Origin of the sequence: Bacillus sp. S2(2019) (assembly GCF_005144805.1) — a bacterium.
Taxonomy (GTDB): domain Bacteria; phylum Bacillota; class Bacilli; order Bacillales; family Bacillaceae; genus Bacillus; species Bacillus altitudinis.
The window spans coordinates 105499-126196 of the sequence record NZ_SWFL01000004.1 but is presented as its reverse complement, the minus strand read 5'-3'; the positions used below and the strand labels follow the sequence as shown (position 1 = coordinate 126196).

At 42.1% G+C, this 20698-nt stretch carries 19 protein-coding genes; 6 read left to right on the top strand and 13 right to left on the bottom strand.

The window, feature by feature from the left end; all coding sequences use genetic code 11:
- Window positions 1-113 precede the first annotated feature (113 nt).
- Window positions 114-1154: a DUF4352 domain-containing protein gene (locus FBF75_RS15440; RefSeq protein ID WP_017366547.1), complete on the top strand. Its 1041-nt coding sequence runs from the start codon at window positions 114-116 to the stop codon at window positions 1152-1154.
- 48 nt (window positions 1155-1202) lie between these two features.
- Here FBF75_RS15440 and FBF75_RS15435 read toward each other — a convergent pair whose 3' ends face one another.
- From FBF75_RS15435 to FBF75_RS15425, 3 genes are all read right to left on the bottom strand, one after another.
- Window positions 1203-2294: an SEC-C metal-binding domain-containing protein gene (locus FBF75_RS15435; RefSeq protein WP_056703080.1), complete on the bottom strand. Its 1092-nt coding sequence runs from the start codon at window positions 2292-2294 to the stop codon at window positions 1203-1205.
- A gap of 193 nt (window positions 2295-2487) precedes the next feature.
- Complete coding sequence (locus FBF75_RS15430) at window positions 2488-3426, bottom strand: response regulator (protein WP_024719015.1); 939 nt, start codon at window positions 3424-3426, stop codon at window positions 2488-2490.
- Between the two features lie 4 nt (window positions 3427-3430).
- Window positions 3431-4717, bottom strand: a complete 1287-nt coding sequence (locus FBF75_RS15425) for an ATP-binding protein (protein WP_017358607.1) — start codon at window positions 4715-4717, stop codon at window positions 3431-3433.
- A 517-nt stretch (window positions 4718-5234) separates the two neighbouring features.
- On the opposite strand from FBF75_RS15425, the gene FBF75_RS15420 reads away from it, so the two are divergent.
- Window positions 5235-6215, top strand: coding sequence for a glutaminase (locus FBF75_RS15420; protein ID WP_076822605.1), 981 nt, complete (start codon window positions 5235-5237; stop codon window positions 6213-6215).
- 33 nt (window positions 6216-6248) lie between these two features.
- On the top strand, window positions 6249-7676 hold the full coding sequence (locus tag FBF75_RS15415; protein ID WP_017358609.1) for an alanine/glycine:cation symporter family protein: 1428 nt from the start codon (window positions 6249-6251) through the stop codon (window positions 7674-7676).
- A 39-nt stretch (window positions 7677-7715) separates the two neighbouring features.
- Here FBF75_RS15415 and FBF75_RS15410 read toward each other — a convergent pair whose 3' ends face one another.
- From FBF75_RS15410 to FBF75_RS15395, 4 genes are all read right to left on the bottom strand, one after another.
- Window positions 7716-8576 (bottom strand): alpha/beta fold hydrolase, encoded by an 861-nt coding sequence (locus FBF75_RS15410; protein WP_065459765.1) that lies wholly within the window; start codon window positions 8574-8576, stop codon window positions 7716-7718.
- 113 nt (window positions 8577-8689) lie between these two features.
- Window positions 8690-9055, bottom strand: a complete 366-nt coding sequence (locus FBF75_RS15405; protein ID WP_008342155.1) for a VOC family protein — start codon at window positions 9053-9055, stop codon at window positions 8690-8692.
- Window positions 9056-9155: 100 nt separating this feature from the next.
- A complete protein-coding gene (locus tag FBF75_RS15400; protein WP_136944906.1) occupies window positions 9156-10538 on the bottom strand; it encodes an amino acid permease in 1383 nt (460 codons plus the stop codon).
- 66 nt (window positions 10539-10604) lie between these two features.
- Window positions 10605-12113 carry a class I adenylate-forming enzyme family protein gene (locus FBF75_RS15395; RefSeq protein ID WP_136944905.1) on the bottom strand — a complete coding sequence of 503 codons (1509 nt, stop codon included), beginning with the start codon at window positions 12111-12113 and terminating at the stop codon, window positions 10605-10607.
- Between the two features lie 262 nt (window positions 12114-12375).
- Between FBF75_RS15395 and FBF75_RS15390 the strand changes: the two genes are divergently transcribed.
- Entirely contained in the window at window positions 12376-12813 is a 438-nt protein-coding gene (locus FBF75_RS15390; RefSeq protein WP_024719020.1) for a MarR family winged helix-turn-helix transcriptional regulator, read from the top strand.
- Between the two features lie 21 nt (window positions 12814-12834).
- Here FBF75_RS15390 and FBF75_RS15385 read toward each other — a convergent pair whose 3' ends face one another.
- The 4 genes from FBF75_RS15385 to FBF75_RS15370 form a co-directional block, all read right to left on the bottom strand.
- Complete coding sequence (locus FBF75_RS15385) at window positions 12835-13968, bottom strand: zinc-dependent alcohol dehydrogenase (RefSeq protein WP_035390568.1); 1134 nt, start codon at window positions 13966-13968, stop codon at window positions 12835-12837.
- 161 nt (window positions 13969-14129) lie between these two features.
- Window positions 14130-15152 (bottom strand): quercetin 2,3-dioxygenase, encoded by a 1023-nt coding sequence (locus FBF75_RS15380; protein ID WP_136944904.1) that lies wholly within the window; start codon window positions 15150-15152, stop codon window positions 14130-14132.
- An 80-nt stretch (window positions 15153-15232) separates the two neighbouring features.
- Window positions 15233-15796, bottom strand: coding sequence for a TetR/AcrR family transcriptional regulator (locus FBF75_RS15375; protein ID WP_079920288.1), 564 nt, complete (start codon window positions 15794-15796; stop codon window positions 15233-15235).
- Between the two features lie 45 nt (window positions 15797-15841).
- A complete protein-coding gene (locus FBF75_RS15370) occupies window positions 15842-17326 on the bottom strand; it encodes an amidase (protein ID WP_136944903.1) in 1485 nt (494 codons plus the stop codon).
- 188 nt (window positions 17327-17514) lie between these two features.
- Here FBF75_RS15370 and FBF75_RS15365 point away from each other — a divergent pair, with 188 nt between their 5' ends.
- Complete coding sequence (locus FBF75_RS15365; protein WP_240692385.1) at window positions 17515-19128, top strand: S8 family peptidase; 1614 nt, start codon at window positions 17515-17517, stop codon at window positions 19126-19128.
- Between the two features lie 37 nt (window positions 19129-19165).
- Here the strand turns inward: FBF75_RS15365 and FBF75_RS15360 are convergent, their stop codons facing one another.
- Window positions 19166-19702 carry a ribonuclease FAU-1 family protein gene (locus FBF75_RS15360; RefSeq protein ID WP_136944901.1) on the bottom strand — a complete coding sequence of 179 codons (537 nt, stop codon included), beginning with the start codon at window positions 19700-19702 and terminating at the stop codon, window positions 19166-19168.
- A gap of 114 nt (window positions 19703-19816) precedes the next feature.
- Here FBF75_RS15360 and FBF75_RS15355 point away from each other — a divergent pair, with 114 nt between their 5' ends.
- On the top strand, window positions 19817-20023 hold the full coding sequence (locus FBF75_RS15355; RefSeq protein WP_136944900.1) for a hypothetical protein: 207 nt from the start codon (window positions 19817-19819) through the stop codon (window positions 20021-20023).
- A 59-nt stretch (window positions 20024-20082) separates the two neighbouring features.
- On the opposite strand, the gene FBF75_RS15350 is transcribed toward FBF75_RS15355, so the two are convergent.
- Window positions 20083-20619: a GNAT family N-acetyltransferase gene (locus tag FBF75_RS15350; RefSeq protein ID WP_008342165.1), complete on the bottom strand. Its 537-nt coding sequence runs from the start codon at window positions 20617-20619 to the stop codon at window positions 20083-20085.
- Window positions 20620-20698 lie beyond the last annotated feature (79 nt).

Here is a 20698-nt window from a genome sequence, read left to right as displayed (position 1 = left end):
GTCATTAGGAGATTTTCCCCTTTAACACCCGAATATACCATTCTATCTGTTTCTTTTTTCTTAGTCAGATAGCGGGAAGAAAATGACGAAAGAAAAGCAAAGGAGCATCAACTGTGAATCTTAAAAAAATAAGTGCACTCCTCATGATTTCATTCGTGATGATCATCTCTGCAGCCTGCCAGAGCTCAGCAAAATCAACAAAGGCTGACCAAAAATCAACAAAAACAGCAGAGGTAAAAGTGAATAGCTACGAATATACGTTACCAGAAGACTCAACAACTACCCTGCGGGACAATGAATTGGTGTTAAAAGTCAACCTGACGATCACGAACAAAGGTGACAAAGCCCTTTCATTATATAACTCTGATTTCACCCTTTATCAGGACGATGCCAAAGTCTCTGATTTAAAATTCTACGGCAGTAAAGACCGCCTTGATCTTGGGTCATTGAACAAAGGGAAATCACTATCAGGAGCTCTTTATTTCCTAGTAGATAAAGGCAAAAAATATCAGTTCGTGTACCAAGATAGCATCAAGAAAAACAGCGATTCGATCGAAATTGAACTAGATGGCGAAAAGATACTGGATACAGCGAAAAAGCTAGATAACCCAGCAAAAGCACTATCTGCTTATACAGATATCATTGTTTTTGACAAAAAGAATGATCAATTCTCAGAATTAACAGGTGACAATCAATCAGATGTCGTTAATAAATATCACGAAATGTTTGTGAAAGACTTCAAGAGAAGTGCAGGCATATACGGAAACGAAGTCAGTGACCGCGATATTTTATCCATGTACAAACGCATGCAAAATACAATGAAGGATAAAGCGAAAGTGGAAACAAGTGTGAAAACCATCTCAGATGACGAAGCGAAGGTTGTCGCTCAAGTAACCGGTATTGATGCTTCTAACTTAAAAGACAAACTAGACAAACAAAGAGATGAGTTTTACAACGGCAAAATCCGTTCGAAAGAAGAATTGTATAAGAAAAGCTTGAATATGTACGCATCTGAGTTTGAAAAGCTTCCTCCAGTCTCAAGCCCTGCTGAGTATGAAGTGAAAATGAAACGTAACGGAGATGGTCAGTGGAAAATTGACCTCAATGATTATAATACAGAGCAATACATGAGTGGTTTTATTAAAACAAGATGATGAAAAAAAGACGCTGACTCCTTGAAAGGTGCCGCGTCTTTTTTCATGCTATGATACAGTCGTCTCTTGCTCTTCTTTGACCGCTTTTTCAATATCTTTAAATCGGCTCGATACAGTGGACGCACTAATGCCATACTTTTTAGCAACTTGTGCTTGAGAAAGCGGGGCATCGCTTGCAAGTGAATGAATATAATATTCGATTCCTGCAGCAAATGACGCCGCTTTACGGATCACAGGTGCTTTCTGATCACAGTAAGCTTTCCAAACTGTTAAAGCGCCATCTGTCAGGCTTTGGTCACCGTGCTCTTTCATCCCGTCTTCAATCAGCTTGGCTGTTTCCAACTGAACGTCACTAGCCCAGTCCATCCGATCTGCTGATAGTCCTACTGTACTTCCTTCTGTTTGAGCAGGCGCTTCTATTTCTTCAGCTTCTTGCTTCGCAAACATACACTTCAGCACTTCAGGGAAGGCTTCTCTCATAAATGTACTACGTGCTCCTCCGTTTGCCTCATGTGCTTCAACGAGCTGGCGAACCTGAAGAAGAAGCGTATCAGTAAACTCTTTCGCGAACATCGTATATTGAATGAAAAACTCTGCTTTTTCTTCAAACTGAACAGGGAAACCTAGAACAAGACTACCTTTCTCAGGGAGCACGGTTTGATCCGGCTTCACATCAACTTCAACCTTGTCAGCTGTCACCATATTCTCAAAGTAAAGAGACTCGTCCGTTTTTTCATTTAATAAAAGCAAAGATGGCTCCATGTCTGTCCAAGATTCAACCACTTGTCTTGTTTTAGGACGGGTAATATCTTCTGCTTTTTTTGTCAGGAATTCTTGGAAGATGGTCTCTTTCTTATCTGTTAATGGGCGGAAGAAAATGCCCCATACACTCAAATGAAAGACTGAGATTTGTTGCGTTTCTTTATCCATATCTGCTAGGAAAGAAAACTCATTAATGAATTGATTGATCGCTCTCTGATGCTTAGAGAACGCATAATTCATTAAATCCTTTTGAACTTGTACAGCTTCCTTAAACACAAGCTCAGACGTTTGTTCTCCGCCTGACTTTTGACCACAGCAATGTTTATATTTTTTTCCGCTTCCGCATGGGCAGAGCGCATTTCGTTTAATTTTTCCCAAAATAAAACCTCCGACATTCTAGTCTAACCTCACTATTTTAACAAACGATTGCACAGGAGAGTTTTATTTTCAAGAAAAAAGAAAAATCAGAATGATCAGATAAATAACAAAGACGTCTAAAAGAGCAAGGCGGCTCATAGTCAAAAGCACTCTGTCTCTGTTTATTTTCTCCAATCATTCCAATAGATTTCCCTCAGCTCATCCCTTCGAATAGCTGCTTTGCTTCAAAATAAAAGATTTGCACGAACTTTTTCGTATTGACTCTGCCTGTTGACCCTGCAGATGAAGAAGTCTTCTGCATTTCTTTCATCCTTTGGCTGACATCAGTGAAATCAAAAAACTTCGACGCATAGTGCTCAAATTTAGGATTTGAAAAATCTGTGAGCCCAAGTGATGCGAAATGATTTAAGGAATGATGGATGGCTCGTCTAATTCGCTGCTCTGCTGCTTTCACTTCCCGCATCACTTCCACATCCGCCGCACCACGACCAAGCTTTCGTTCCGCCGTTTTGATAAATAGCTGCTTTAATGGCGGAAAATTCACCTCATGAGAATTGGCTGTCTGCGTTTCATGTAAGTAGATCAATATCTCTAGTAAATCCTTAGAGCCACTCTCTCCGACAATTCCTAATTCAGATAGGAGGAATTCCCCTGCCTCTTTCATCGTTCTTCGCTTTGATCCAGTACCTGTCTCATGAGAAATCACTGGCTCTAATGGCAGCACATGCCGAAGAGAAGCTTGAATATCGTAAATTGATTTTTCGAGCTTGATCCGCTCCATGACCTTTCGAATGACACTGACAATCTCAATTCGATTGACGGGTTTATGAATATAATATTCAATTCCAAGTTCATAGGCTTCTGCCATCATCTCTTTTGCTTCTACTTGAGATATCATGATGACCTTTCCTTTGAATTCAGGGTGAATATGACGTATGGTTTGAATGCCATCTCTAGCTGGCATTAAAAGATCAATCAGAAGGATGTCTACTTTTTTCAGGTTCAATGAATGCGCTTCTAATCCAATGCCGTCATCAGCTTCATCCACGACCTCTCCTAGATCCTCATCCTCAATGATCTGACCTAAAATCGAGCGTATTGCACGATCATCATCTGCAATGAAAAATCGCATACACTCACCCTCTCTGTATTAAATTTTTTATCGGAAGAACAAGCTGAAAAGCTGTTCCTTTCGTTTCTTTCTGCTCAATCTGGATTTGACCGTCCAGCTCTTGAACCAGCTCTCTCACATAGGATAAGCCAATCCCAGTTGACGGTGTTCCATATGCATCAAATTTTGAGGTATATCCAGGATCAAATACAATCTCTCTCAATTTCTCAGGGATACCCGGTCCATCATCCTCGACCCGAATCTCTATTTTATCATGACTGCCTTTTAATACGAGTGAGATGGCTCCATCATCCTTGATTGCTTCAACTGCATTTGCCATTAAATTATTAATCAGCGATAAGAAAATGAACACATGATACTCATGCAAGTGAATGCCTTTTATATCAGATGTAAAGGAAATGTTCTTCCCGAGAGATAGCGCATATTTCTCTTGAATGCGAATCACGATTTGAACAAGATCCTCTGCCCTCATATAATCTTGCATATTTTCCTTTGAAATCAGCTTTGAAAGCCCAGCGTAAATACGCTGATTGTCCTTTTTGACTTCATGTATTTCCCCTGCAAGCTTCAGCAGCTCCTGACTCACTTTCTTTCCTGCCTCATGTTCATTCAGCAGACGATAGAGCCGATAGGATTCTTGCGTTATGTGCTCTGTATGATTTAACGTTTTCTTTAAATGAACTGTTTCCTCATATAGATTTGAAATGACCATCATCATATGCTCATTTTGCTTCATGATTTGTTTCTCTCTTGATTGTGCCTCATACAGTCTCATCATATTAAAAAAGCTGATGACCACGAAGCTGTGAGCAAATGCAATGAGGATCATATCACTCAGCTTTGAGAAAGTCATGGTTGTATCAAACACTAAAAATTGTACAAACAGCTCAACAAAATCAGCAAGCAGTTCAATCATCAGTCCGATCAGCCCAATAAAAATGGAACGCTGCTTGAAACGTCCTGTACGGACAACAAAGAAAAGAAAAGCATAAGTAAAGTAAAAAAAGAAGCTCGGAAACTGCTGATAAAATGACAGAGCCAGATCAGCTTTTTGCTGAATAAGATCTAAACCTACCCGAAATAGGACAATGGCTGCGCCTGTTAAAAACCCTGGCAGCAATGGTCTTGATTTTCTTAAAAGTAATAAGCAAAAGAAAAACGCAGGTGCCCCAAAACTAATACGAAATGTTTCATTCACAGGATAAAACTTCAGCTCTCCCGCAAGCGGCACAATGACGATCATAAAAATCAAAATAAATGCGTCTTTTTTGACAAGCTGGTTTAAACTCAAATGACTGACATCCCTTCCCCTGTTTACATAGCCACAGTATACAAGGAGACTCTTTGCTTCACAATGAGCAAAAAAATTATTTTCACGGCTACTTCTCTCTTCAAAATCATTTTTTATGACTATTCTCCGAGAAGGCATGGTGACCTTTCAGCTATTCTACGATTTGGAGATTGTCTACAATAATGGGAATTGTTTAGACAATTACATGCAGACTGATTTTTATTTGTAAGTTTTTCTGTAGATTTTCGTCAGATTGTGTAGTTTCCAAGATAAATTGAATGAACAATTTTAGTGAAACTATATGTAAGCGTTTTCTGAATTTTCACTAAAAACCCTTTTTGTTGTTTCGCCGCCAAAGCCTTCATTTGAACATATATTTAGGTGTAAAGGAGTGGTACAAGCAGCGCATGACAAGTTCTTTGAAGATGTGTAACATGTTTTCGTGCCTATTTGATCGCATTTTTTGTCATCCGCCAATTCAATAGGGTACTTTTTGATTTTTGATTGGAGGAATCGTATGAAAACAGCAATTTCTAATAATACACAACACGCATGCCAGTCTTCTGTTGATCAATGGGCAGAAGAAATACGTCCGTATTACAAAAACGGGCAGAACGCTGGCTACATTCCAGCACTCGGAAAAGTAAATTCCTCTCAACTTGGTATCAGCGTGATAGGCCCAGATGGATCATCTGTACGTTATGATGATTGGGACGTTCCCTTTACCCTGCAAAGTATCTCAAAAGTCATCAGCTTTATAGCTGCCTGTTTAGGAAGAGGCGTTCCGTACGTCTTGGATCGGGTAGATGTAGAGCCAACTGGTGATGCATTTAATTCCATCTACCGCCTTGAGATGCATAAACCAGGGAAGCCCTTTAATCCAATGATTAATGCTGGAGCTATTACCGTATCCTCCATCCTTCCTGGAAAGACTTCTACAGAAAAGCTAGCATATATTTTCGATTTAATCGAAAACTTAATAGGTAAGCGTCCTTCTGTTAATGAAGAGGTTTATCAATCAGAATGGGCAACTGCACACCGCAACCGGGCACTTGCTTATTATTTAAAAGAAACCAATTACTTAGAATCAGATGTCGAGGACACGTTAGAAGTGTATTTAAAGCAATGTTCCATTGAGGTCACAACAGAGGACATCGCCTTGATTGGACTGATTATTTCAAGTGATGGCTTCCATCCCTTTAAACAAGTCCAAGTCATCCCAAAAGATATCGCAAGACTAACAAAGGCATTGATGCTGACATGCGGCATGTACAATGCGTCTGGTAATTTTGCTGCTTTCGTAGGCGTTCCAGCCAAAAGTGGTGTGTCTGGAGGAATCATGGCTTGCGTTCCGCCAAGCGCAAGAAGAGAATTCCCATTTCAGACAGGCTGCGGTATCGGCATTTATGGTCCTGCCATTGACGATTGTGGAAATAGTATTACCGGTGTCATGATGCTGAAGAAACTCGCCAAAGAGTGGGATCTCAGTATTTTTTAAAAAGAACAGTGATGAATTCGAAGAGGTGATGTTATGAACGAAAAAGCTTTGCTATCTTATTTAACAACTACAAATGATTTTATTTGGACTTATCTAATCATTGCTCTGTTACTTGGAGTAGGGGTCTACTTCACATATAGATCACGCTTCCTGCAAGTCAGAATGCTGAAAGAAATGCTGCGTGTTCTAAAAGAAGGAAGAAAAGAAAAAGAGGGAATCTCACCGTTCCAAGCATTTGCCATCAGTATGGCAGCACGTGTCGGAACAGGGAATATCACAGGGATTGCCATCGCTATTGCGATCGGTGGACCTGGCGCAATCTTCTGGATGTGGATCGTAGCGATTATCGGTTCTGCTTCAAGCTTTGTTGAAAGTACACTAGCTCAGGTGTATAAAGTAAAAGATAAAACAGGATTCCGCGGTGGACCTGCTTATTACATGGAAAAAGGGTTAAATAAGCGCTGGATGGGGATTTTATTTGCCATCCTGATTACGATCTCTTTTGGGATTGTCTTTAACGCCGTGCAATCAAATACAATCACCGTCGCTTTTAAAAACTCTTTTGGCCTAGATCGTTTAACTGTCGGAATCGTTATGGCTGTTATTTTTGCGTTCATTATTTTCAAAGGGATCAAAGCGATTGCAAAAGCATCTGAATATATTGTCGTTTTTCTTGCCGTTGCTTACATCGGGATTGCTTTCTTTGTGATTATCACAAATATCACTGAACTACCAGGCGTCATCAGTACGATTGTGAAGCACGCTTTCGGATTTGAACAGTTTGCCGGCGGTACATTAGGTGGAGCATTGTTACAAGGGATTAAACGCGGTCTCTTCTCAAACGAAGCCGGTATGGGTAGTGCCCCTAACGCAGCAGCAACTGCTGTCACGAGCCACCCCGTCAAACAAGGATTAATCCAAGCATTTGGTGTGTTAACAGATACGTTAATTATTTGTACAAGCACAGCCTTTCTTGTTCTGTTCTCTGATGCGTATAAAACAACCAATCTGGAAGGAATTGAGCTAACTCAGGCTTCATTAAGCCAGCACATTGGCCCTTGGGCTTCTGGATTCCTGGCGATCATGATTTTCTTATTCGCTTTTAGTACGTTAATTGGTAACTATTACTATGGTGAAACGAACATTGAGTTCTTGGGAGCGAATAAAATTTGGCTCAACATCTATCGTGTGGCTGTCATTGGCATGGTTCTATTCGGAGCTGTTGCGACTGTTCCTCTCGTTTGGGGTCTAGCCGACTTATTCATGGGTCTCATGGTCATCGTCAACCTCATTGCCATTACCATGTTGTCCAAAGTCGCCTTTGCAGCACTGAAGGATTACATGAGACAGAAAAAAGAAGGCAAAGATCCTGTTTTCTATAAAAATGCCGTTCCAAACAATGAAGAGATTGAATGCTGGGACGACGAACCTGTTTCCTTGAAAAAGAATCAAATCGGATAAAACAAATAAGCTCTGGTCATATGATCAGAGCTTATTTCTTTATGTTAAAAATTCGAGTATGAGCTTATTCACGACATCTGGTTTTTCATGATTGATCCAATGAGTGGCATCATCGACAAAAATCAGCTGTCCATTTGGGCAAATTTTGATTGTTTCTTTTGCGAGCTTTCTGCTTAGAAACTTGTCCTCCATTCCCCAGATCATGCGGACAGGAACGAGAATTCGTTTGGAAATCGGTTTTTCAAAGCCGCCTTTTTTAATACCTCGATACCAATTCAACATGGACGTAATGGCTCCAGGCTGCGTCCATGCCAACTTATAGCTTGAGACATCTTCTTTTGTAAACAAATGAGGTCTAGCAGATAGTCCAATGGCTTCATCCAGTCTTTGAAAGTGATTTTCTTGAAGGGCTGCCTCTGGTACATTTGGAAGCTGAAAGAACGCGATATAAGAGCTCTTCTTCCACTGCGGCGGATAAAACGGAAGGACCTTCATCATCACACGAGGATGCGGCATGTTGACGATGATTAATTTTTCTACATATTGAGAACGGGTTGAAGCAAGATGCCAAGCAACAGCTCCACCCCAATCATGTCCGCCGACAATGGCCTTTTGATTTGGGCTCAGCGCCTTAATTAATCCCACGATATCATCTCTTAATTTGTCTAAGACGTATGATTCGACTCCTTCTGGTTTGTCACTCAGATGGTATCCCCTTTGATCAGGAACAACGACACGATACCCCGCCTCAGCTAGGGGGAGGATTTGATTTTTCCAACCATACCAAAACTCAGGAAATCCATGCAGCAGGACCAGCAGTGGGCCATCTTCAGGACCAGCCATTGCTGTATGGAGCTTTATGCCGTTTGTTTGAATATATTGAAACTCAACTTGATCCATTCCTTTTCCACCCTTTCCCCATGTCTTATCATTCTTCCAACATAGCATATTTTCCATTTTTCAGAAAATAAAAACACTCACAAAAAAACCTTCACAAGGGTGAAGGTCTTTATTTATTTCATATAATTCAGCACCCATATCAGACCATTCTTCCGATCTTGTACTTGTCCATGAAGTGCGCCAAAAAACGTATCCTGTAATTCTACAAGGACATCTCCGTCAGCTTCAAGCGCCTCGTATACAGCCTTTAACTCTTCCTCATTGTCAAACTGCATGATCAATCGAAGATTCTCCGGTTTTGGTGTGCGGCCAAATGTATCTGAAAAGTGGAGCAGTGATTCTCCAAGGTGTAGCTCAGCATGCAATACACGGTCTTGATGTTCATTTAAGATACGAATATCTCCGCCAAAAATTCCTTGATAATATTGAAGAGATTCTTTGACGTCTTCTACGACAATATAAGGACTAACGCTGATCATTTCCCTCATCCTCCTCTTGTTCCGTTCATTATCTCTTATATAGCTTATCCCAAATCGTATGAAAAAAGGCACAAATCGTCAACGGATTTGCACCTTTTTCTCAAGCAGATTTCGCTAATTCACTATGTTTGTTAGAATATGCTGCGTACATGACGACACCGATCATCAGCCAAACCCCGAAGTACAGCCATGTCCGGCCTGGTAAATTGAGCATCAGGAACACACAACAGCCCATCGAGATAATTGGCAAAACCGGTACAAACGGAACCCGGAATCCCCTTTCCAGCTGTTTATGTGTCTTTCTCAAAATGAGTACGGATAAGCTCACCATCGCAAACGTTAATAATGCACCGATATTGGCTAGGTTGGACAGATTCTTCAAATCAATAAACCCTGAAATAACAGCTGTCATCCCGCCAATCACCCATATACTGGCAACAGGTGTATCACTTTTGTTTGTTTTTGAAAACACTTTAGGCAAGAGCCCGTCCCGCCCCATCGCAAAAGCAATTCGAGTTGCCGCATAATTATTGGCGAAAATCACAGCCATCAATCCAATCACAGCACCGACAGAAATAATACCAGCCACGCTATGTTGATGGACACTTTGCAATACATAAGACATTGCCTCTGTCACATTCAACTTCGTATAGTGCACCATGCCTGTCATGACCAAACAAACGACAATATAAATGATCGTACAAATGAGCAATGAACCAATAATGCCAATTGGCAGGTTCCGCTGTGGATTTTTCACCTCTTCTGCAGAAGCCGAAATGGCATCGAATCCTAAAAAGGCAAAAAACACAGCAGCGGCTCCAGCAATAATCCCTTCCGTACCAAACGGCATGAACGGCTGCCAATTGGCTGGCTCTACATAAAAACCACCTACTACAATGAAAAGAACAATAATGCCAAGTTTCACAAACACCATGATATTATTGAATTTTTTACTTTCTTTCGTTCCTCTAGATAGGATCCACGCAATGAGTAAAGCAATGATAATTGCTGGCAAATTCATATATCCGCCTTGTTCTGGACCAGCTAAAAATTGATGTGGAATTGAGATTCCAAACCCCTCCAGCAGACTGTTAAAATAACTCGACCAGCCACTCGCTACAGCTGAAGCAGTCAGCATATAAACAGATAATAACGTCCATCCCATGAGATGACCTACGAGTTCACCCATTGTGGTATATGAATAAATGTACGCACTGCCGAACACAGGCAGCGCGGAAGCCATTTCTGCATAACAAAGTGCTGCTAAACTGCACACAATCGCTGCGATCGCAAAGGAGAAAATAACAGCCGGTCCTGCATCTTTAGCTGCTGTAATTCCGGTTAACACCATGACCCCCGTCCCAATCACAGCCCCTATGCCAAGGAGCGTGAGATCGAGCCCGCCTAGTGTTTTCTTTACCTTTTGCTGTCTGCTCTGTTCTAACAAATCGTGAATGTGTTTCTTACGAAGTATATGTCGCAAACCCTTTCCCTCCAAAACGTTAGAAAAACAAAAAATCATTCAAATTTCATTATAGCAGAATAGGTCCTACGCATTCACAACCAATTCACGTAAATCTTTCTTCATGATTTTACCAAGTTTATTCTTTGGCAGATCCTGCGTGAAATGAATGGATGGCACTTTGTAATCTGCTAAACGTTCCTTGCAGTAATTCACCACATCTTCTTCGCAGAAATCGACAGATTCGTCTTTTACGATATACGCACTTGGTACTTCACCATATAAGTCATCTGGTACCCCAATGACAGCAGATTCAATTACACCTGGAATTTGATCAATGACCTCTTCCACTTGGTCAGGATAAATATTATCCCCACCGTATAGAATCACATCTTTGTATCTCCCTGTGATATAAAGAAAACCGTCTTCATCCAGATAGCCTGCATCCCCCATATGGAACCAGCCATCTTTGAGCACTTTCTCTGTCGCTTCAGGTTGATGATAGTAGCCTAAGAAATAAAATGGGCTTCTCATGACGACCTCACCAATTTCTCCAGCTGGGAGCGCCTCCTCTGTCTCAGGATGCACGATTTTGACTTCTACATCCGGATCCACTTTACCAGCAGAGCCCATCTTATCCTCGCCCATCGCTGGATGCCACGCACTCACAACCCACGCTTCTGTACTTCCATAGCCATGCATCATCTGAATGCCTACTTCTTTGTAATCTTTAATTAAGCGTACCGGTACCTTCGTACCACCAGAAATCGCAATTTCAAAAGATGAGAGATCGTACGAACCGCGCTTCATTTCTTCTAGCATGTACGTATAAGCTGATGGGAAAGCCATCATAAACGTAATTCTTTCTTTCTCAATCGTTTCTAAAATGCGTTTCGGTGTTGCATCATGTAAGAAGACTAACGTATACCCTTCAATTGCAGCTGCAATCAAGTGATTAATAGAACTCATATGATACAGCGGATGACTTGCCAAGTACCGTTTTCCTTTCAGATCAAATCCTCGATTCCCACGTCGTGTTAAAAATTGATAGATTCGTCCATGTCCGACCATACAGCCTTTTGGATTGCCTGTTGTACCTGAGGTGAATAAAATCATGGCCAAATCTTCTTCTGATACCTCTTCAGCAAGATCACTTCCATCATTAGACGCCAATATGTCTTCAAACAGCTGTGTTGTTTTCGCATTGACACCAGATTCCACCATGAGACAATCTTCTAAAGACACATTCACTGCCGCAATGATGTCACGGAATTCACGGTCAAAAAATAAAGCCTTTGGCTCTGCTTTTTTCAAGATACCTTCTAGCTCAAAAGAGGTAAGCTGCCAGCTAAGCGGTACGGCGACTGCACCTGCTTTAATGGCTGCCAGCATAATCGTAGAAAAGTGATGATGGTTTTGACAAATAAAGCACACCCGGTCACCTTTTCGAATTCCTTTACGGTTTAAGTAATGTGCCAGCTGATCAATGCGTTTTGCATATTCTTCAAATGTATAAGACACACCTCCGCCAGTTATCGCTTCAATTTGTGAAGAGCGTTCCATTCTGTCGTTTAGTAATGCCTGTAAAGTATTCAATATCTTCATCTCCAAACGTTTGATGTCCAATAGCCAATTTCCAGAGAATTGGATTGGCAGATTTTATCTCATTCACATTCTAAAATAAAAAGAGGTGAAAGTAAAATCATTTCATTTTGGAATTGTTCCTTTTATTAATTGATAATATAGGTAATTTTATAGCCGTCTTCCATTTTGGTTTAAATGATGATGCTTATTATGATAAGATAGACCTAGTAATTGATCGGAAAATGCGAATGCAATAGGAAAAGAGGTATGGAGAATGCAACATTTCGAGCTAGAGGCAAGTTTGTTAGACCATGCACTGACAAAGTATTTAAAGGCGACGAAACGAATAGATGAAGAGAATATCCCGAAAAACGTCACGAATGTAAAAGGGTTTATTTTACGCATCATCTACCGCCATCAATCATGTACTGTGAAAAATATTCTGCAGGAAGTTTCATTATCTCCCTCCGCAACAACAACCGCTCTCAATCACTTAGAAGATGAAGGGCTGATTATCCGCTCTAGAAATAACAATGACCGCCGTACGGTATGGATTACACTCTCTGAATCAGGTGAACAAATCGCCAGACAAATGATCGACAATCGTCAGCTACTTGTCAATCAACTGTTCAATCACCTATCAGAAGAAGATAAAAAAACATTTTTTGAATTAATCGAAAAAATGATGGACGAGTATACATTAAAGGCTTAGGAAATATCCTAAGCCTTCTTTTTATGGCTTTAAGATGACTTTTATACAATCATCTTGTTTTTCATTGAATATGTGATACGCATGAGCTGCGTCATCTAGCGGCAATTGATGTGTGATGATCGCTCTAGGATCAATTTCCCCGGTTGTCACTTTTTGATAAAGCTTTGACATGTACCCTCTCGCTGGCGCCTGTCCCATTTTCAGCGTGACGTTTCTTGCGAAAAAAGCACCCAATGGGAACATATTGTAAAGACCTCCATACACACCCGTCAGCTGAACAGTCCCACATTTCCTCACGGCTTTTGTGGCAATTTGAATGGGCCCTATCGTTCCGCCTTGCAGCTTGAGCTTCTGTTCAATCTTTTCAAGCGGTGACTTTTTCCCATCCATCCCCACACAATCAATGACAACATCCGCCCCGCCTTTTGTGAGCTCTTTTAGGGTTTCTCCCATGTCAGGGTCTTCTGTAAAATCAAATACTTCTACGCCGCTCATTCGTTTTGCATGGTGAAGGCGATAGTCTATGTAATCAACAGCAATGACCCGCTCTGCGCCCTTTTGCCAAGCAAATTGCTGTGCCATTAACCCAACAGGTCCACATCCTAGCACAATGACCGTATCCCCCTTTTTTACACCTGCGTGTTCTACACTCCAATAAGCAGTTGGCAGAACATCTGATAAAAACAGCAATTGTTCATCCTCTAACTCACAATCATCCGGCACCTTAAATGGTGTATAGTTTCCAAAGGGCACACGTAAATATTCAGCCTGTCCTCCGGGGTAATTCCCATATTTCTCACTGTATCCAAAAAGTCCGCCTGAATCATAATGGGGATTTGAGTGATCGCATTGACTTTCTAAATGGTGATGGCAATACTGGCATTGACCACACGCCACGGTAAATGGAATAACGACACGATCTCCCTTTTTCACCGCAGTGACATCCGGCCCGACTTCCTCTACCACCCCCATCGGTTCATGCCCAATCACATAGCCGATAGGAAGCGGGAAATTCCCTTGATATAAATGTAAATCTGACCCACAAATAGCTGTAGATGTTATCCGAACGATGACATCTTCACGATCTTGTATGGATGGTGCAGCTACTTCCTTTACCGCAATGCGGCTTTTCCCTTGATAGGTGACAGCTCTCATTTGCATTTCCTCCTTTAGTTCAAGTCATCATTTCTATAGCTTCACCTTGAATGGATGGTTCATACATATGAATAGGGATGCTGTTCCATAAGGGAAAACAAAATAACCCGCCGATTTATTCAGCAGGTTGTATACTTCAATATGTGTAACGCGTTACACAGCTATTTTTCTTCGACAAACACCAAATCATACTGAGCAGAGGTCTCCCCACCCTCCATCATGTTCCCTTCCTGTATAAAATAAGGGCACATACCTGGACTTTGTGCTTCTTCAAATTGTTCAAACACTTGCTCAATATAGCCAGGCAGCAGCAAAACCAACATTTTATTTGAATGAGACACGAATTCATACGAGTGAACGGTATTCGGAGGAATATAGGCAAAATCCCCTGGCATCAAGCAAATATTTTCTCCGTTTAACTGAAGATTGATTCTGCCTTCAACACAATAAAGTGCTTCTGTATGCATTTCATGATAATGCGAACGTAACCCTTTTCCCTTTGTCCCTTCAATCACAAAATAACTAAATCCGTCTCCTGTTGTTTCCGTTGTCGCAATCAGCTCATGAAGCTGACCTTCGACCATGTATTGCTTTCCTTCACCAGCCTCCAGCACATATGGCTGCACTGCGCGCGGGAGCTGACTATGAAACAAAACAGCTGGCTTGGTTGTATTGGATAGCTCCCTAATGCCATGCATCAACATGATATCGCTTTCTTTTTCAGCCTGATGAAAGCTGTCTGCATCAAATGGGTGATCAGTCATCGGCCATTCATTCTGCAACAGCCTCTTTCCGATTTGCTGATAGACATCTGTCATTTGCCCGCCCAGTGTATAAGAAATAAACCTTGTTTTGTGACTATGCATTCTATAGCCATGAATTGTTTTGGGCGGAATATGAATATAATCGCAGGCCGTCACCATATACTTTTTACCGTCCAGTATCACTTCCAACTTCCCTTCCAGCACAAAGATGGTTTCAAATAGCGTCTCATGACAATGCAGCGGAAAGTAAGCACCTTTCCCACCTGTGATTAAGACAAGCTCAAACAGTTGATTTGTTTGATTTGCTTCTGCCAGCACATGTACAAGCTGATTTTCCAAACCATACAGCTCCCCCGAACCGGACACGGTATAAAAAGAGGTATCTTCGGATTGCTTGATCGATTGTGGTTGCTCCGACATCCCATCACTCCTCATGACTAATTGACTATCTTTATTATATAGACCAATTGATATAATAGATAGGCAATATGCGAGAGATTTTACTCTTCTCGCATAAATAAGTGTCTAAGGTAACATTTTACGTGCTCTAAAGGTGTCGTTTGCTTTAATGCAGTAGTCATTGATAATCCGCCGATGACCATTGAATGAAGGAGAGATGCCCGCTCATCCGCTTTTATTTCATCATATCCGCTATTCATCAGCTTTTTTTTGACAAGCTCTTGCCAGCGGATCATTTCTTGTTTGCATGCAGCATGAAGTTTTGTATGTTCAGGTTTTGACTCTGCCGCCAGTAAGACAATCGGTATCCCTCTTTCACTTTCTTGCTCCATAAAACCCCGAATAATATTTGTCATAAAATGATCGACGGCGACATATGGGTCATCAGAATAGGCAAAGCTTGCTTCAATTTGATCGATGACCCTTTGACTAATATATTCAACGGCTGCTATGGCTAGCTCTTCTTTTCCATTTGGAAAGTAATAATAAAGAGATCCTTTCGGCGTGCCGCTCTCTCGAATGATTTGATTCAACCCTGTCGCATGATACCCCTGTTTACGTAAAAGAAGTGCGGCCGTTTGAATGATTTTGTCCTTCGTACTCACGTGTGACACTCCTTTCCTCCATAGACCAACGTCGATGCCATTGTATTATTGATTCAGTAATGGATGCGTTCCTTTCCATAATGAGGATGATTCTATTTCTGACGCCAGTCTGAGCAGCCAGTCCTCTTTTCCTTTCGGTGCTGTCACCTGTACGCCTAAAGGCATGCCTGCTTCTGTGAGATGAACTGGCACACTCATAGATGGCTGGCCGGTTAGGTTAGCCAGCTGTGTAAATGGTGTGTAGATCAAACTCTTGAGGAACATTTCATAAATCAGATCCTGCTGTGCTTGCATTGAAAGGGATGACACACGTAACAATGCAGCAATTTCTTGATCGTTATGCATCAGCTCGCCAACCTTTGGAGCCGAATAGGCAGTAGCTGGGGTCACATATAGATCGTAGGTTTGATGAAATGCGGCCATTTTTGCAGCGGCCATATCCCATGCATCAAGACTTTCTGTATAAGCAGCAGCTGTCACATTTTTTCCTGCTTCCGCCAGTACCCATGCCACAATATCTGTCTCCTCAGGCTTCACCGGACGCCCGAATGAACGAGCCAGAGAGGTAAATAAGGCAGACATTTCACCGCTGTTCATGACATAATATTGCTGCATCAGATGGACACCATCAATGTCCGGCTTCGCTTCCTCTATTTGATGCCCTTGTTCACTCAGCCATTTCACAGTGTTCAAGACTGCCTGCTTTGCTTCCTCACTCACCTTCGTGCCTACTGGAGAGTCTACACTGTAAGCAATTCGCATAGAAGAGGTTCGTTTCACCAAATCCTCCTGATAGCTACCGTCATATAATGGCGTTTGGAACGCAGCCTCTGGCTGAATGACTTGAAGCAAATCAAGCAGGGCTGCACTGTCTCGAACTGTTTTTGTGAGCGTAAAGTCAATGGAAGCTCCTTGCCACTGCCTTCCTGCACCCGGGCCGACCGGTGTTCTCCCCCTTGTTGGCTTGAGTCCAAATAAACCAGTAAAGGATGCCGGAATCCGAATAGACCCTCCGCCATCACTCGCTCCACCCGCCGGTACGATGCCGCTTGCCACAGCTGCTGCCGTCCCGCCGCTTGAACCGCCCGGAGAATAGTCAGCATTCCAAGGGTTTCTCGTCGGACCATATAAAAAGGGTTCTGTCACATTTCGCAATCCGAATTCAGGTGTGTTTGTATGACCGATCATGAGGAGTCCAGCCTGCTTCAATCGACGGACAAAGTGGGAATCTGTTTGCGCCTTTACATCCTTTAACAGCAAAGCACCCGCCGTCAAAGGTTCATGTTCCAGCCCCTGCGATATATTTTTCAACACAAACGGAACACCAGCAAACGGCTGATCCGCATCTAGTGACTTCATGTCTTTGAACACTTGATCTCGCCTTGTCTGAATCACCGCATTTAGTAGTGGATTCACTTCTTCCAATCTAGCAAATGCAGCTTGTACAAGCTCTTCGGGCGTGACCTGCTTTTTCTGCACAAGTGACGCCAGTCCCGTCGCATCATACGTCATATACTCTTTTACATTCATCGGCATGTCCTTCTTTCTCATATTATGATCTCTCTATTGTCTACTAGAATTCTATGAAATTCAATTTCGGGATACATGTGAAAAAAACTTTCTTTCTAGACTATGATTCTTCTAACCATCCATCTTATTTCTCCGATATAATAAAGAAAAAAAGACGGAGGTCACCTCATATGCAAGGAGCCATTGCCTTGAAAAAGAAAATCGTCGTGGTCATCGCGTTTCTTCTTGCTTTGACAACTGCTTTGCCCTTCCATTCGCAGGCAGTTGCACCACCAAAAGAAACAGATGTCATCATCGTCTATAAAAATCAAAAAGGAAAACAGACGGCTATTCAAGAAAGTGAAAAAGTGAACGCTCAATACATACATCTTCCAGCTGTAGCAGTGACAGCAGATGAGCAAGCTGTCACCTCACTTAAAAAAGACCCAAACATCGCTTATGTTTCAAAAAACGTTAGGGTCAAACTCGCTTCTTCTACCGTGAAAAAAACGGCTGCTGCTACTGGTCAGGATGCTTTGGTACAAAAATCTTATAACTTGCAGAAGCTCAATGTAAAGCAAGCAATCAAAGAAGGTGTGACAGGGAAAAATGTGAAAGTAGCCGTTCTCGATACTGGTATTTTCCCACATGAAGATTTAAAGGTAGCCGGCGGTAAATCATTCGTCAATTACACGTCTTCTTATAAAGATGATGAAGGACATGGAACACATGTCGCCGGTACAATTGGGGCGCTCAACAATGATTACGGTACGGTCGGCGTCGCTTCTGGTGTGAAGCTGTATGCTGTAAAAGTATTAGATAAAAAAGGAGAGGGCGACTTATACAGTCTGCTCCGAGGCATTGATTGGGCGATTAGCAATAAGATGGACATCATCAACCTAAGTCTAGCTTTTGAAGATAACATTCCGATTTTACGTTCAGCAGTTGATGAAGCATACAAAAAAGGACTGCTGGTCGTTGCTGCAAGTGGAAATGATGGAAAGAAGAATGGGATTAGTTATCCTGCCGCATACAATAGCGTCATTGCTGTTTCCGCAACGACTGACAAAGACAAACTCGCCTCCATCTCTAATACGGGGAAAGGAATTGAATTTTCCGCTCCCGGCGAGAACGTCATCAGTACCTATTTGAAAAATGAATATTGGTATGCCACGGGTACATCACAAGCGGCACCGCATGTCACAGGGATGCTGGCGCTGTTAAAACAGCTACATCCTAAGAAAACAAATGTTCAGCTCCGCACTTTATTGCGCAGCTATACAGTGGATCTTGGCGCAAAAGGAAAAGATTCACAATTCGGCTATGGCCGCGTGCAATATGTGCCGCAGTCAACCTTTTTAAAGGCTGCGACAAGCGCAGTCAAGACAGCCGAAACATCTAAAAAACAGACAGATGTTGATCAAGCCAAAACGAAAATTGGCAGACTCACTGCCAGCAAGCAAAAAACCGCACTCACTGACCGAGTCAAAAAAGTCCAAACAGCCATTGATATTCGTGACGCACGAGCGAAGGTCAAATCAGCTGAAAAAAGTAAAACCCAAGGCTCGATTAAAAGTGCCCAAACGGCTATTAAAAAGCTATCCAAAGGCAAAGAAAAAACAAGCCTGCAAAACCGGCTCGACAAAGTCAAAAAACAAGTCGCTTATCAAAAGAAAGTGACAGATGCCAAACAAAAAGTCAAAAAAGCCGAAGCCAAACGAACAAAGAAAACAAAAGCAACCGCTCAAAGTGCGGTCAAACAACTAAAAGCATCTAAAACAAAAACTGATTTACAAAAACGAATCAGCCGGATCAAGGTTTGATAAAAAAACGATTCCTTTCAGCAAGGAATCGTTTTTTCTATTTCAACATCTTCTGAAACAGGGTGTGAGGATATTTCCCTTTCGCATCCAGCCTCACTTGATCGAGGATGTGCGCTAACGAATGGATGACATCACGGAGTGCCCGATGAACCGAGCCCTGCTCAAAGGAAGCTAAACTCTCCGGCAGTTCATCTTCATCCAAAACAAAGAAATCACCATTCGGAAGAACGAGTAGATCAATCAATAAATCTTCAAAAACAACCGCCCGTTCTTCAAACCATGTATGTCTGACGATATTCACATAAGAGCCAAGTTCATTGCCTTGATCATCTCGCCAAAAATAGACATTGTAAGGCCGATCCGTCCAATAATAGGCGGTCGTATAACTCCCTTTTGGAATCGTGACAGTGCCATCACCAGCAACCATTGTAAATGGTTCTTGAATTTTATGAAACAACACGACTTGCTGCTCCTGTGCGTCTAACAGCTGACACGTATGTTCCACAACCTGATCATCGTATTTGATTTTTCTCTCAATGACGTCATCCCAAGAATTTACATATAGCGGAAACAATCGGTCACAACCCCTTCTGCATCTACTTCTTATTCTAGTATACACTGCTTTCTTTTGAAGAAATAAAGGTTCACTGCTGCTGCCTACGGAAGACATATGGTGAGGTGAAAACAAATGAACGGAATCACAATCATCGAAACCGTAGCAGAACTCGGACAAATCATCTTGGTTTTTTGTGGCGATGCCCTTTACTGGCGGCTTGTGAAAACGAAAAGAGATCGAAAGCTGACCCCTTATGAACATGTGTTGAAATTCTTTGTCATGTTCGGGTTAATCTCTTGGTGCTTTTCATATATGGCACTGAACGTATGGGTGTCATGAGAAAAAGGAAGAGTCCCGTCCATGCAGGACATACTCTTCCTCTTCTTATTCGGTGTATATTATGAGCCAGCCGGCTGTTCTTTTTTAATCACATACTGATAGCTCTTCACATGCGTCCCATTTTGATTCACAAATTCTTTATCAAGTGCCCGTTCAAAGCCCATTCTTTCATATAAACGAATGGCGGCCTGCATTTTATCCGACGTATGAAGGTACAGGACGTTCTCGCCCCACGATTGCGTTAGTTCTATACTTTTACGCAACAATGACTCTGCAATGCCTTTTCCTCTCACATCAGGATCTACCCCTAAAAACCGGACAATCGCTGAAGTAATGCCCATCTCCGGCTTGTCATATGCCTGTTCTGATGATCGAAACATTTGAAGGGTCCCCACGACCTTGCCCTCAAGCTCGGCCACGAGCATCAACTCCATGTTTGGGTTATCTACAGCCGCTCGCAGCGCTGCAGAATAATTTTGCCAGCCTTCCTCTGTAAATTGAGGCTCATACTGTGCGTATGATTTGATCAACACATGTGTGATCGCCTCATGATCTTCGCTCACCGCTTGACGAATGATCAACTCTTGCTGCTCCATGCCAGCACCTCCTGTTTGTCTATGAATGGATATACGAATCATGCAATCATTGCATGCCGATGATCTGATTCTTTTCTCT